The sequence below is a fragment of the Bacillus cereus group sp. BfR-BA-01356 genome, assembly GCF_022663635.1.
GTDB classification, from domain to species: domain Bacteria; phylum Bacillota; class Bacilli; order Bacillales; family Bacillaceae_G; genus Bacillus_A; species Bacillus_A cereus.
In genome coordinates, this window is sequence record NZ_JAKUFX010000019.1 from 14,364 (window position 1) to 26,782 (window position 12,419).

Sequence of the window (12,419 nt, forward strand, 5' to 3'; positions counted from 1 at the left end):
GATAATATGAAAAAAGCTTTAATCTTTTTATTTGATGGATTTGCAGAATTTGAAGTGAATATAGCGAGTTTATTTTTGATCAGTAAGGAATTCGAAATAATAACAGCAACAGTAGATGGAAAAACAGTTACAGGAGAAGGCGGGTTTTTGTGTCAACCACATGTCTCTATGGAGCATATTGAAGTAGCGGACTATGAAGTGTTTATCGTACCAGGAGGACATATTTTTGATCATTTAGAAAATGAACAATTGTTATCTATCGTGAACGAATTACATAAGCAAAATAAATGGATAGCGGGTATTTGTGCAGGAACATCTTTACTACATGCGGCTGGAGTGCTTAATAAGAAGAAATTCTCAACATCATTAACATCTGGTGAAAAACAGTTAGCACATTTACATGAATGGGAATATAAACAAAATAAAGATGTAACTGTTGATGGAAAAATAATAACAGCGGTAGGGTCTGCGTACGTTGAATTTGCTACTGAAATAATGAAGCAACTCAATTTATTTAATGAAGGTGAAGCGAAGGAGAACCTGCAATATTTTAAAAATGTAACAGAGATTTGTGATAAAACTTTAGTATAAGTGAATAGTTTGATTGTTAATACCTAAGCCCAGAAAGTTGTTTATTCTTTCTGAACTTAGGTATTTTGTTTGTTATCATATACATAGAAATAAAAATTAATAATTTTTTACAAAAGTGATAGAAAATGAGAATGAAATGCCAATAGTAAGTAAAAGCGGCATAATAGCCGCTTTTTATCGTTTTATTTAGTATTTGATTTGAAATGTTTATCTTATGAAAGAAAGATTATTGCTAATTGTAAACTGTCAATAAAGTTATTTAAGTTTTGATATGGAATACCCTGCCGGAAAATACAGCAATAATTTTGTTTGAACATATCTGTTATGGCGCAATCTAAAGCATCTTCTATAACAAGTTCAAACTTTCAATAAGAAGATACCCCCCTGTACAACTTAAAAGAATGTACGTAAATATTTTAAAAATCCGTTGATTAAGCCATTTAAAAATAATTTGACCTATAAACAAACCTAAAAATACAATTGGAATGGCATAAAAACTTGATTCCCAAATGGTTTTGTTTGTGCCAGTAAAGAGTATTTGAGTTACTAGGCTAATGAAATATATAAACAAATAAAAAGCTAATGTAGTTGCTCTTAACTTCTCTTTTTCAGTATCAGTTCCTGTAAAATAAAGTAACAGGGGTGGGCCGGGCATACCGATACTTGTCGTTAAAAGACCAGATAATCCACCAACTATGAAATCTCTAGATTGTGTTGATCTAATCTTAACGTTGCATATTAGCAATAATGTTAATAGTAAGAGTAGGATGCTAACTGCTAATTTAAAAGTGTTTATGTTAACGGAAATGAAAATTAAAATGCCAAAAGGAACACCAACTATACTTCCAAAAATAAACCTTTTCAGTAGAACAAAATCAACGTCCATTCTTATTTTCCAAATGAGTGAAATGGAAATAATTAAAGATAAAATAATGTTTATTTGTATAGCTTCTTGTGGTAGAAATAACATAAGTAAGAAAGGGGTTGCCATTATGGAAAAGCCAAAACCTGTACTTGCTTGCAGAATAGAAGCCACTAATATAATACATACGAAAATGAATGTTATACCCAAAACAGCCCTCCTATTTAATCAAGTTTAACTAGTTAAAGTCTATTATTTAAGTGCAATATTTCACAAACTCATTTGTATTTTAACATAAATATCTAGTTTTTTCTCAAATAGTATTGCCATATAAGGCTCTTTAACTAAAAAATCCGACTTACATTTTGAAACAATTTTATTATGGGGAAACAAATAATGAATGGGATCAAAATGTATTGATTATCATTAATTTATTCACTGAGATCCCCGCGATAAAACAAGAACAGCCATATAAAACTTACAAAAATACAGCATGTAGCTAATAAACTGCCAATCATTTGAGGAGAAAGAATTTCTAACAGCCCTCCTGTAAAAAACATCGATAACTGAATAAGAGATCCGTAAATAGAATAATGGAATGAAAAAACTTTACCTATCATATTTTCGTGTGTGTAAGTTTGAAGTAATGTCGTATCAAGTGGAACGATGATTCCTCCTGCTATACGCATACAGAATAAAGTAATGATACCGATAATAAGTTGATCGGATAGAATGAATCCGAGAAAGAAAATTCCTTGTAATAAGTAGGCCCAACCGAATACTTTTTTCATTTTTTCTTTATTATGGGATATATAAAGATTAACGAGAAGGCTTCCTATCATAAGCCCAGCCCCTTGAACCGTATATAAAATCCCAATGTTCGTATGGAAAATTTTTTCGGCATAGATCGTTAGAAGTAGTTGATAAGCGCCTCCAATAATGCCCCATGAAATGCCGACAAGAATTAATGTTAAAATGATTTTTGTTTGTAATATGTATGTATAACCACCTTTTATATCAGTGAAAAATGTTTCTTATTCCATAGTAAACAATATGTTGCTAGTTGAAATCGCAAATAAGAGGGATATAAATTCATACGAAAGTATGAAAAAAAACAGCTCATATTTGAGCTGTTTTTCTATAGTTTTTAGTTCATTTTTCAAGGATAGGATATATTAATATCCGTATCCGCCGCCACCCCAACAGCTACATCCGATGATGATTAGAAGGATGAATAGTACGATAAGCAAAGCAAATCCACCGCCGAAACCAGCGCAACTTCCACCATAACTCATATGTTTTCCTCCTTTTTAGTAAGTTAATCTATATGGTTCATGGACTACTATATACAGTATGTTTTTTGTATAGAAAACGAGCCAGTCTCATTTATAATTAGACAAATGCCTGTAGATTCATTAGGATTGCATGTTAGTGATTTGTAAATAAACCTTTACGTAATTCATAATTTAGGCATAAAAAATAAAAAATTGTAAAAAAAACCATTTTCTTATTTTTTTATGAGAGAATATGTACTATAATTTTACAAGTAATATTATGGGAAAAGGGAGTTTTAGTATAGAGATGGAGATGGGACAATTAAAAAATAAAATAGAAAACAAAAAGAAAGAGTTAATTCAACTTGTTGCGAGACACGGATTGGATCATGATAAAGTTTTGTTATTTAGCCGAGATTTAGATATACTAATTAATAAGTTTATGAATGTAAAAGACAAAGTGCATAAATAAAAAATTTATAGTTTTTTATATTAAGATGTTTCACGGAAAGGGGGGACAGTAATTGGAACATTTACAGGAAGAATTGTATAAACAAATAAAAGAAGAAAAAGGTACAGTTACAATTTTCTTAAAGAGTGGTGTTAGAATAATAGGAGAAGTTGTTGGAGTAGATAAATTTACAGTTTTAATCTTAGTGGATGGAAAACAACAGCTTATTTATAAGCAGGCTATATCAACAATAATGAAATAAGACACTCTTGTTGAGTGTCTTATTTCATTATTGCTTGCATGCCTCAACATCAATGCCGGCAGCAATTAACTTCTTTTCTCCATCTTGTTCAATAATTTTTTGTAATTTAGATAGGAAAGAATCAAAGTTTGTATGCTTTGCTACTTGGAATGTCATTTTATGTTCAATTGGTAGCCACGTATCAATATCAGCTTCGTTATGCTGAATTTTTACCTCAAGTTTATCGAGTGCATTAGCAACTTTTGCTTCGTACGTTTCTTTCGCTTCAAACTCTATCCATAAGTCATATAATTCCTCACCGAGAGAACCTGTTAATGTTTGTTTAATATTTAAAATAGCTTCTAGTTCATTTTTTTGTTTTTGTAGCTGTAATTCATGACTATTCATTGTATCAAATGCAGGGATATCACCAGCTTCGGCTTCGACTAGGTCGTGAATAATAACCATTTTAAGTAATTTCTCAATATTTACTTTTTGATCCAAATAAGGTTCAACTAAAATGGCCATTAGAGACATACGCCATGTATGTTCGGCAACACTTTCTTGACGTCCGTTGGAAAGCCAGCTATGTCGCATTTCATATTTTAGTTTTTCTGCTAATGCAATGACTTGTAAAATGTTGTGTTCCATCGTGATCCTCCTCATTTATTCATACCATAATTCTAATATAGAAATGAAATGTGTCAATTTCATGAGTATATTGCGATAAACAGATGATAAGCGTATAATACATGTTATATGTGAAAACGTATTATTAAAATAAAAAAATGTTATATAAAAATGGAAAGGAAAGGGCAGAAATATGGGAGAGAAAAATCAAGTATTAGCTAGACCACAAAGAAGAAAAAGGAAGTTTGATATTTCTAGCCCAGTGGGCATTATAGTAGGTTTCATTATAGTGATAGCGGCAATTATGCTTGGCGGCGGTGGAATAAAAGCTTTCAAAAACTTTTTAGATGTTTCATCTATTTTAATTGTCATAGGGGGAACAACAGCGACAATTGTTGTGGCATATCGATTTGGAGAAATAAAAAAATATACGAAAAGCATTTTTACTGTTTTACATAGAAGAGAAGAAGATTTAGAACAGTTAACGGATTTGTTTGTCGATTTTTCGAAAAAGTCTAAAAAGCACGGCTTGCTTTCTTTAGAGGTAGATGGAGAGCAAGTGGATAATCCTTTTATTCAAAAAGGAATTCGATTAATGTTAAGCGGTTACGATGAAGATGAATTAAAAGAAGTGTTATTGAAAGATATTGAAACGGAAGTGTATGAGTTAAGAAAAGGAGCAGCATTATTAGATAAAATTGGTGATTTTGCTCCAGCTTGGGGCATGATAGGGACTTTAATTGGTCTTATCATTATGCTCCAAAACTTACAAGATACATCGCAAATTGGTACAGGGATGGCAGTTGCGATGTTAACGACATTATATGGGTCTGTACTTGCGAATATGATTGCAATCCCTCTTGCGGAAAAAGTATATCGTGGTATTGAAGATTTATATACAGAGAAGAAGTTTGTAATAGAAGCAATTTCAGAATTGTATCGTGGACAAATCCCTTCTAAATTAAAGTTGAAACTGGATACATACGTATACGAAACAAAGGTAAAAAAGGTAAAAGGAGCAGCCTAATATTTCAAGGAGTGGTATGATGAGTAAAGGACCGCAAAAGGGATCGCCTCGTTGGATGACGACTTTTACAGATTTAACGATGTTATTATTAACTTTCTTTGTATTACTAGTTGCTACATCAAAGCAAGATGCAGTAAAATTGTCAAAGATGCTTGAAAAGTTTAGTGATACGGGGCAAGTAGATGCAAAAGTAATGGAAAATACAATACCAGATATTTCACATGAAAAAAATGATGAAAAAATGATCTCAAAAAAGAGAATGGATGAATTATATAAGAAGTTAAAAGCGTATGTAGATAATAACGGTATTAGTCAAGTGAATGTATATCGGGAGGATACAGGGGTAAGCGTCGTTATAGTAGATAATTTAATATTTGATACAGGCGATGCAAACGTTAAGCCCGAAGCGAAAGGGATAATAAGTCAATTAGTTGGATTTTTTCAATCCGTACCTAACCCAATTGTTGTAGAGGGACATACAGATAGTAGACCTATTCATAACGAGAAATTCCCTTCTAATTGGGAGTTATCTTCAGCACGAGCGGCAAATATGATTCACCATTTAATTGAAGTGTATAATGTGGATGATAAAAGGCTAGCTGCGGTAGGATATGCAGACACAAAGCCAATTGTACCAAATGATTCACCGCAAAACTGGGAAAAAAACCGTCGCGTTGTTATTTATATAAAAGAGTAGTATATTATTATTTTAATAATAAAATAATAAAAATACGAAAATTCTTTTAAAAAAATATTAAATTTTATCATTTTATTTTGTATAATGAGTGAGAATGATAAGGTGAAATATTAAGATATATTTATACATAGAAGGAGAGAATTAAAAAGAATGGCACATAAAATTTTAGTAGTAGACGATGCGATGTTTATGCGAACGATGATTAAAAACTTATTAAAAAGTAATGCTGACTTTGAAGTTATCGGCGAAGCAGAGAATGGGGTAGAAGCGATTCAAAAGTATAAAGAACTTCAACCTGATATTGTAACATTAGATATTACTATGCCAGAAATGGACGGGCTTGAAGCATTAAAAGAAATTATTAAAATTGATTCAAGTGCAAAGGTTGTTATTTGTTCTGCAATGGGACAACAAGGTATGGTATTAGATGCAATTAAGGGCGGGGCAAAAGACTTTATTGTAAAGCCATTCCAAGCCGACCGTGTAATTGAAGCTTTAACAAAAGTAGCAAATAGTTAATATAGAAGGGGTGCCACAAGGAATCAAAACAGTGATAGCAGATCGACGTGTGGCCCCCTTTTTTCTCATTGTAAAACACTAAATTGTTATACATAAATGAAATGTTTGTTAGACAGGTAGGGGATAAAAATGCAAACAGATCTATTAAATATATTTTTCGAAGAGTCAGAAGAACATTTACAGTCGCTAAATGAAAATGTGCTAGTGTTAGAGCAAAATCCTGCTGATATGGATGTTGTGGGAGAAATATTCCGCTCCGCTCATACATTCAAAGGTATGTCTGCGAGTATGGAATTTACGGAGATGGCTGATTTAACGCATAAGATGGAAAATGTGTTAGATGAAATTCGTCATGGAAATATAGTTGTAAATGCGGATATTATTGATGTGATTTTTGAGTGCATTGATAATTTGGAGAAGATGGTTGCAGATGTGCAACAAGGTGGAATGGGCAATATTGATGTAGCCTCAACTAAACAGAAATTAGAAGCGTTATTGAACGGCAATGTAGAAACTCCTACGGAACATATAGAGCAAAATCATATAGACAACGATGATGCAGTTTCGCATGAAGTGCATATAACAGTTGAACAGCAAGCGATTTTAAAAGCAGTACGTGCCATTATGTGTATTGAAGCATTGCAAAATGTAGGGAATATACAAAAAACAGCTCCGAGTATTGAAGAAATTGAAGCAGATGCTTTCGGATTTGAATTTACAGTATTTATGGATACGGATTGTAGTATAGAAGAATTGAAACAAGTAGTACTTCATGTTTCTGAAATTGAGAAAGTGGAAGTAAAGCAAGGAGAACCTATATCGAAGGAAGTAGCTTCTAAAAAAGTCGTTACACAAGAAGTTGTGCAAGTAGAAGAAAAGCTACAACCAGCTGTGGCTACGCAGGTAGAATCACCAATAGAGGCAACGAATCAACCTTCAAGTGCTATGCCAGCTAAAAGTACTACAAAAACGAAAAATGCTAAAGTGGAGAATCGTTCAATTCGTGTTCAATTAGAGAAAATCGAAAGATTAATGAATATGTTTGAAGAAAGTGTAATTGAACGTGGGCGCATTGATGAATTGGCTCAAACGATTCAAAACAAGGAGCTAATTGAACATTTAAATCGATTAGGCGATATTTCAAAAGATATTCAAAATGTACTATTAAATATGCGTATGGTGCCGATTGAAACTGTGTTCAATCGTTTCCCGCGTATGGTACGTATGTTAGCGAAAGATTTAGGGAAAAAAATCGATTTACAAATTACAGGTGAAGATACTGAAGTAGATAAAATTGTTATTGATGAAATCGGTGATCCGCTCGTTCATTTAATTCGAAATGCAATCGATCACGGTGTTGAAACTGTTGAAAAACGACGTGATGCAGGTAAAAATGAGACAGGTACGATTAAATTAGAAGCCTTTCATAGTGGAAATCATGTCGTTATTCAAATTACGGATGATGGAAACGGTATTAATAAAGGGAAAGTATTAGAAAAAGCGATTAAAAATGGCGTTGTAACTGAAGCAGATGCGAATAGATTAACAGATCGTGAAGTGTTTGATCTTATTTTCCAACCAGGATTTAGTACAGCTGAAGTTGTATCAGATCTTTCTGGACGCGGTGTCGGATTAGATGTTGTAAAACATACGATTCATAGTTTAGGTGGACATTTAATTATTGATTCTGAGGAAGGAAAGGGAAGTACATTTAGAATTGAACTTCCATTAACGTTGTCTATTATTCAATCTATGCTTGTTCAAACGAATGATAAGCGTTATGCTTTACCTCTTGGAAATATCGTTGAAGCAATTCGAATTAAGAGAGAAGACATCCAATCCTTACAAGGGAAAGATGTGTTAAATTATCGTAATCAAATTATTGAAGTGAAACATTTAAGTACTGTATTTGGTGAAAAAACAGTAGATGAGGCGTTTGCGTCATATGATGGTCAAATAGTTCCTGTGTTAATTGTTCGTAATACACATCGCAGCTATGGACTTATTGTAAACACAATTATCGGTCAAAGAGAAATAGTCTTAAAGTCATTAGGTGACTTCTTTGCAGAGAGTTCTAACTATTTCTCTGGTGCGACGATTCTCGGTGATGGACGAGTGGTCCTCATTTTAAACCCAGAAGGTTTATAATAGGAATGAAGGAAAGCTCCCCACTTGTATACAATTGGGGAGCTTTTTGGCTAATTGCTACGAATCTAATAATGGGATACATAGTAACGTTTTATACTAATGAGTTTGCTAAAATAAAATAAGAGTTTATATTATTTGATAGAAAAACAGAAATGAGGAGGCAGGGAAAATGCCTGAGCAACACACAAAAGGGGATACGAGCACGATTGTGCTAGAAAAAGAAAATGAGCATTTAACGCCTCAAGAATGCGATATTCTTGGCGAAATTGCAAATATATCATTTGGTTCAGCTTCGACTGTATTATCAACAATTTTAAATAGGCAAGTAAGCATTACTGCTCCTCGCATAGAGTTGGTAGATTTATATGATTCAAGAGATGTCGAAGTTCCACATGTTGTATTAAACATTCATTTTACAAAAGGATTGGATATGGAAAATCTTCTTGTCCTTAAGCAAGATGTTGCATTATCCATTGCTGATTTAATGATGATGGGAACAGGTGAAGTGGAGGACGGAAAAGAACTTGGTGAATTAGAGCTAAGTGCTGTACAAGAAGCGATGAATCAAATGATGGGATTCGCAGCTACATCTATGTCGGAATTCTTCCAAGATACAGTAGATATGTCTCCGCCGACGATTAAAGTTGTAAAGTTATCAGAAGAAATGGAGAAAATCTCTGAAATCGATGGGAATCATACGATTGTTAAAGTATCGTTTGATTTAAAGATAGATAATCTTGTAAACTCTAAACTTGTACAAATTGTTTCAGTTGAGCATGCGAAACAAATGGTAAATAAATTAATGCAATTATCTGGTGGAGTAGAAGAAACAGACGAACCAGCAGAAGTAGTGGAAACTGAGATTGTAGAAGAAGTTGAAAAAGAGCATTTAACACAAGAAGAGAAAGATGTGCTTGGTGAAATTGCAAATATTTCAATTGGCTCCGCTTCAACAGTATTGTCAACGCTTTTAAATCAGCCAGTTACAATTAGTACACCAAATGTGGAAGCAATCAATGTTCGTCATTATGATGGAGTACCAGTACCATTTGTTATTTTAAATGTCGACTTTGTTGAAGGGCTAAAGAATGAGAATGTATTTGTATTTACGAAAGATGTTGCCTTAACAATGGTAGATTTAATGATGATGGGAACAGGGGAAGTTGACCCAGAAAAAGAGCTTACTGAATTAGAACTGAGCGGTATTAAAGAAATTATGAACCAAATGATGGGTCATGCTGCTACGGCGATGTCAGAAATGTTTCAAGAAAAAATGGACATGACGCCGCCAAATGTTAAATTTGTAACGTTAAAAGAAGAAATGGAATATTTGGGAGAGTCAATGGAAGTGGACGAACTCGTTCAAATTACGTTCAATCTTGAAATTGGCGATTTGCTTCAATCGAAGATGTATCAAATTTTGCCAATTTCCGAAGCGAAAGAAATGGTAAGGCGACTTCTGTATCCGATGGTGGAAGAAGAAGAGATTGCCACAGAAGAAATTGAAGAAGAAAAAATTGTAGAACCAGTTGTGCAACCTATTGAATTTAAAGAAGTAAAACAAATGGAACCAGTATATATGGACACGTCCATTCTACAAAATGTAGAAATGAACGTGAAATTTGTATTTGGAAGTACAGTGAAAACGATTCAAGATATATTAAGTTTACAAGAAAATGAAGCAGTTGTACTAGATGAGGATATTGATGAACCGATTCGTATTTATGTAAATGATGTATTAGTGGCGTATGGTGAACTTGTAAATGTAGATGGATTTTTTGGAGTAAAAGTGACGAAATCACTATAAGGCATTGAAATAGGAGTTTGAACTAGTAGATGAAAAACGTAAAGTTTTTTCTAATGAGTTGGCTATGCATACATGTGTGCTTGTTCTTCCCCTTGCAAAGTCAGGCTGAGGAACAAATTGAGTCAGATCAAAAAATAAATGAAGTGAATGTACAAGAAGAAAATAAGGAATCTCAAGAATCGTCAGAACAAGTGGAAACGAAGCAAGATGAAGAGAAACAAAAAGAAGCAGAGCAACAAGAAGTAGTAAATAAACAATTGAATGAAAGAAAGATAGAAACAGAACAAGGAATTATTACAGTAAATAAGCCGGAGCTTAAAGTTGGCGAAGAAGTGCGAATTGCTGTAGAACCAAATGGGAAAAACATTCAAAGTATGAAAGGTATATTGCAGTTACAAAAAAATGGGGAGCAATATGCGCAAGAAAGAATGTTATTTTTTGAGTATGATGAAGAAACGAAGAGCTGGGTTGCTAACTATAAAGCAGGGGATTTTGATTTGCAAGGTGATTGGAATCTTCAGCTCGTTCAAAGTTACAAAGAGAATGAGAAAGAAGAGCTCATAAAAAATGAAGTGAAAGTCCCGCTCATTCGTATTAAAAATGAAACGCCAACTATAGATAAAGAATTGCCAAAGTTACAGGAAGTTACTATTGATGAAGTAAAAGAGAACTTAGTTGAACGAAAACAGGGAGATTCTATACATATACGAGTAAAAGCGTCAGATATAGAATCGGTTGTAAACGAAGTGCGCGTTACATTAAAAGGGAAAGAAAATAAAGAGCTTTCGTTTTTATTAGACTACAACAAGCATGATATGGATTGGCAAAAAGTATTTGAAATAACAGAAGCATTGCCGGCTGGGCCATACGAATTACTTGTAGAGATAATAGATGCAGCAGGTAATAAACTTGTTGAGGAAAGTGAATATACCATTTCTGTTTTGGTGCCAAAAAATGAAGATGATAAAAAGATAGAAGAGAAAGAAGATAAATTAGATAATAAACTAGAAAATGAATTAGAAGATAAGAAAGAAAATGAGAAGCAAGAAGATTCCAAAGTCAAAAACCCGGTTCCAGAAGAAAATTTGCCAGTTGTTCAAATTCCGAAGCGAGATGAGAAAGTAAATAAGTTTATAAAAGAACCGTTGGAAGAGAAAGAGGAATTTACTTACGTTATAAAAGAGCCGTTTGAAGACAACAAGGAAGTACATAAGGCGAAGGACCAAAAAGAGAAAAATAACAAACAAGTTGCCTCTAAAAAGAAAGAACAAAAAGAAGAACCGAAAGACAAGAAAGAAGAAAAAGGTGAACAGGGAGTGCAAGCTTCTGATGTGTTTACTATCATGTCAGGTTTATTCGTACTGTTTTTAGTTTTAAAGAGTAATAAAGAATGGGGCTAATTATTTCATAGTAGTGGAGGCGCTTAAATGGAGATTAAACGTACGACAATTGAAGATAAGGCGTTACAACCATTAAAACAGCCTGCAGCTATTTCGGAGCATGAGATCCAGAAAGAACGAAAGCGTAGCAATTTAGTGTTTACTGGACATTCTAAAATTATTTCGAAAAATAATGAAATAGGTATTTTACTTGCAAGTTTAAGTGATGGAAAGATTATGAAGGAAATGCTTTCTAAAGAGATGGATACAGTGTTACAACTTTTTAAAAAGTTACACACGTTATCTGGAGAAGGAAAGCAAACAGAAAAAATATTTGAACAAGTAATTAGAAGCCTACAAGGGCTTGTTAAGCAGGCTCATATAAAAGAACTTCCTTTGTTAGATGGAACATATGATTTCGCTGAAGTACAACTATCATTTGGTAGAAAAGTACATATTCCGTTACTAGATGTGAGTGCACTTATCTCTAGAGTGGAAAGTGATTCTTCAGAAGGAAATATAAATTTGATGGTAACGGTTATTACTGCTTATATAACGAAATTGTCTAACGAAACAATTTTAATTAGTGTTACAGACCGCATTGCTAAAGATCGGGATGTAAGTGTATGGAGGGCGCTTGCGGAAATGAACATGACACAATTATCACAGGCATTGAAACAAACGATGCAAGAACATAAATGGTCTATGACGCTTCTTTTTCTCTTTATATGGATTGTTGGTATTATTTTAATTCGAGTTATGTAAAAAGGTCGTCACTCCATTGTGACGACCT

13 protein-coding genes and 1 pseudogene are annotated in these 12,419 nt (G+C 33.3%); 10 read left to right on the forward strand and 4 right to left on the reverse strand.

What is annotated here, in order from left to right:
* Positions 1 to 6 precede the first annotated feature (6 nt).
* Entirely contained in the window at positions 7 to 591 is a 585-nt protein-coding gene (locus MR168_RS09470; protein ID WP_016122207.1) for a type 1 glutamine amidotransferase family protein, read from the forward strand.
* Between the two features lie 346 nt (positions 592 to 937).
* Here the strand turns inward: MR168_RS09470 and MR168_RS09475 are convergent, their stop codons facing one another.
* From MR168_RS09475 to MR168_RS09485, 3 genes and pseudogenes are all read right to left on the reverse strand, one after another.
* Positions 938 to 1,663 (reverse strand): sulfite exporter TauE/SafE family protein, encoded by a 726-nt coding sequence (locus tag MR168_RS09475; RefSeq protein ID WP_016122208.1) that lies wholly within the window; start codon positions 1,661 to 1,663, stop codon positions 938 to 940.
* A 221-nt stretch (positions 1,664 to 1,884) separates the two neighbouring features.
* A pseudogene (locus tag MR168_RS09480) lies at positions 1,885 to 2,487 on the reverse strand (MFS transporter); the annotation flags it as partial.
* Between the two features lie 141 nt (positions 2,488 to 2,628).
* The gene (locus MR168_RS09485; RefSeq protein WP_000120179.1) at positions 2,629 to 2,748 is read right to left on the reverse strand and encodes a YjcZ family sporulation protein; all 120 of its coding nucleotides are present in this window, start codon (positions 2,746 to 2,748) and stop codon (positions 2,629 to 2,631) included.
* A 232-nt stretch (positions 2,749 to 2,980) separates the two neighbouring features.
* Between MR168_RS09485 and MR168_RS09490 the strand changes: the two genes are divergently transcribed.
* Positions 2,981 to 3,199 carry an aspartyl-phosphate phosphatase Spo0E family protein gene (locus MR168_RS09490; RefSeq protein WP_000291689.1) on the forward strand — a complete coding sequence of 73 codons (219 nt, stop codon included), beginning with the start codon at positions 2,981 to 2,983 and terminating at the stop codon, positions 3,197 to 3,199.
* Positions 3,200 to 3,251: 52 nt separating this feature from the next.
* The gene (hfq, locus tag MR168_RS09495; RefSeq protein ID WP_000400664.1) at positions 3,252 to 3,440 is read left to right on the forward strand and encodes an RNA chaperone Hfq; all 189 of its coding nucleotides are present in this window, start codon (positions 3,252 to 3,254) and stop codon (positions 3,438 to 3,440) included.
* Positions 3,441 to 3,467: 27 nt separating this feature from the next.
* Here hfq and MR168_RS09500 read toward each other — a convergent pair whose 3' ends face one another.
* Positions 3,468 to 4,070 carry an HD domain-containing protein gene (locus MR168_RS09500; protein ID WP_000400766.1) on the reverse strand — a complete coding sequence of 201 codons (603 nt, stop codon included), beginning with the start codon at positions 4,068 to 4,070 and terminating at the stop codon, positions 3,468 to 3,470.
* Between the two features lie 172 nt (positions 4,071 to 4,242).
* Between MR168_RS09500 and MR168_RS09505 the strand changes: the two genes are divergently transcribed.
* The 7 genes from MR168_RS09505 (at position 4,243) to MR168_RS09535 (ending at position 12,391) form a co-directional block, all read left to right on the forward strand.
* The gene (locus MR168_RS09505) at positions 4,243 to 5,076 is read left to right on the forward strand and encodes a flagellar motor protein MotP (RefSeq protein ID WP_000504191.1); all 834 of its coding nucleotides are present in this window, start codon (positions 4,243 to 4,245) and stop codon (positions 5,074 to 5,076) included.
* Positions 5,077 to 5,095: 19 nt separating this feature from the next.
* Complete coding sequence (locus MR168_RS09510; protein ID WP_000033627.1) at positions 5,096 to 5,773, forward strand: OmpA family protein; 678 nt, start codon at positions 5,096 to 5,098, stop codon at positions 5,771 to 5,773.
* Positions 5,774 to 5,923: 150 nt separating this feature from the next.
* Positions 5,924 to 6,292 carry a response regulator gene (locus MR168_RS09515; RefSeq protein ID WP_000940565.1) on the forward strand — a complete coding sequence of 123 codons (369 nt, stop codon included), beginning with the start codon at positions 5,924 to 5,926 and terminating at the stop codon, positions 6,290 to 6,292.
* 129 nt (positions 6,293 to 6,421) lie between these two features.
* The gene (locus MR168_RS09520; RefSeq protein WP_242291241.1) at positions 6,422 to 8,440 is read left to right on the forward strand and encodes a chemotaxis protein CheW; all 2,019 of its coding nucleotides are present in this window, start codon (positions 6,422 to 6,424) and stop codon (positions 8,438 to 8,440) included.
* A gap of 169 nt (positions 8,441 to 8,609) precedes the next feature.
* On the forward strand, positions 8,610 to 10,247 hold the full coding sequence (locus MR168_RS09525; RefSeq protein ID WP_001115014.1) for a flagellar motor switch protein: 1,638 nt from the start codon (positions 8,610 to 8,612) through the stop codon (positions 10,245 to 10,247).
* Positions 10,248 to 10,276: 29 nt separating this feature from the next.
* Positions 10,277 to 11,647, forward strand: coding sequence for a transglycosylase (locus tag MR168_RS09530; RefSeq protein WP_075677466.1), 1,371 nt, complete (start codon positions 10,277 to 10,279; stop codon positions 11,645 to 11,647).
* A 27-nt stretch (positions 11,648 to 11,674) separates the two neighbouring features.
* Positions 11,675 to 12,391 carry a hypothetical protein gene (locus tag MR168_RS09535; protein WP_075677464.1) on the forward strand — a complete coding sequence of 239 codons (717 nt, stop codon included), beginning with the start codon at positions 11,675 to 11,677 and terminating at the stop codon, positions 12,389 to 12,391.
* The last annotated feature ends 28 nt before the right edge of the window (positions 12,392 to 12,419 follow it).

Coding starts and splice junctions, on each gene's coding strand:
- MR168_RS09470 (WP_016122207.1), top strand. CDS start 7: ATGAAAAAAGCTTTAATCTTTTTATTTGATGGATTTGCAGAATTTGAA.
- MR168_RS09485 (WP_000120179.1), bottom strand. CDS start 2,748: ATGAGTTATGGTGGAAGTTGCGCTGGTTTCGGCGGTGGATTTGCTTTG.
- MR168_RS09490 (WP_000291689.1), top strand. CDS start 2,981: ATGTACTATAATTTTACAAGTAATATTATGGGAAAAGGGAGTTTTAGT.
- MR168_RS09500 (WP_000400766.1), bottom strand. CDS start 4,070: ATGGAACACAACATTTTACAAGTCATTGCATTAGCAGAAAAACTAAAA.
- MR168_RS09505 (WP_000504191.1), top strand. CDS start 4,243: ATGGGAGAGAAAAATCAAGTATTAGCTAGACCACAAAGAAGAAAAAGG.
- MR168_RS09510 (WP_000033627.1), top strand. CDS start 5,096: ATGAGTAAAGGACCGCAAAAGGGATCGCCTCGTTGGATGACGACTTTT.
- MR168_RS09515 (WP_000940565.1), top strand. CDS start 5,924: ATGGCACATAAAATTTTAGTAGTAGACGATGCGATGTTTATGCGAACG.
- MR168_RS09520 (WP_242291241.1), top strand. CDS start 6,422: ATGCAAACAGATCTATTAAATATATTTTTCGAAGAGTCAGAAGAACAT.
- MR168_RS09525 (WP_001115014.1), top strand. CDS start 8,610: ATGCCTGAGCAACACACAAAAGGGGATACGAGCACGATTGTGCTAGAA.
- MR168_RS09530 (WP_075677466.1), top strand. CDS start 10,277: ATGAAAAACGTAAAGTTTTTTCTAATGAGTTGGCTATGCATACATGTG.
- MR168_RS09535 (WP_075677464.1), top strand. CDS start 11,675: ATGGAGATTAAACGTACGACAATTGAAGATAAGGCGTTACAACCATTA.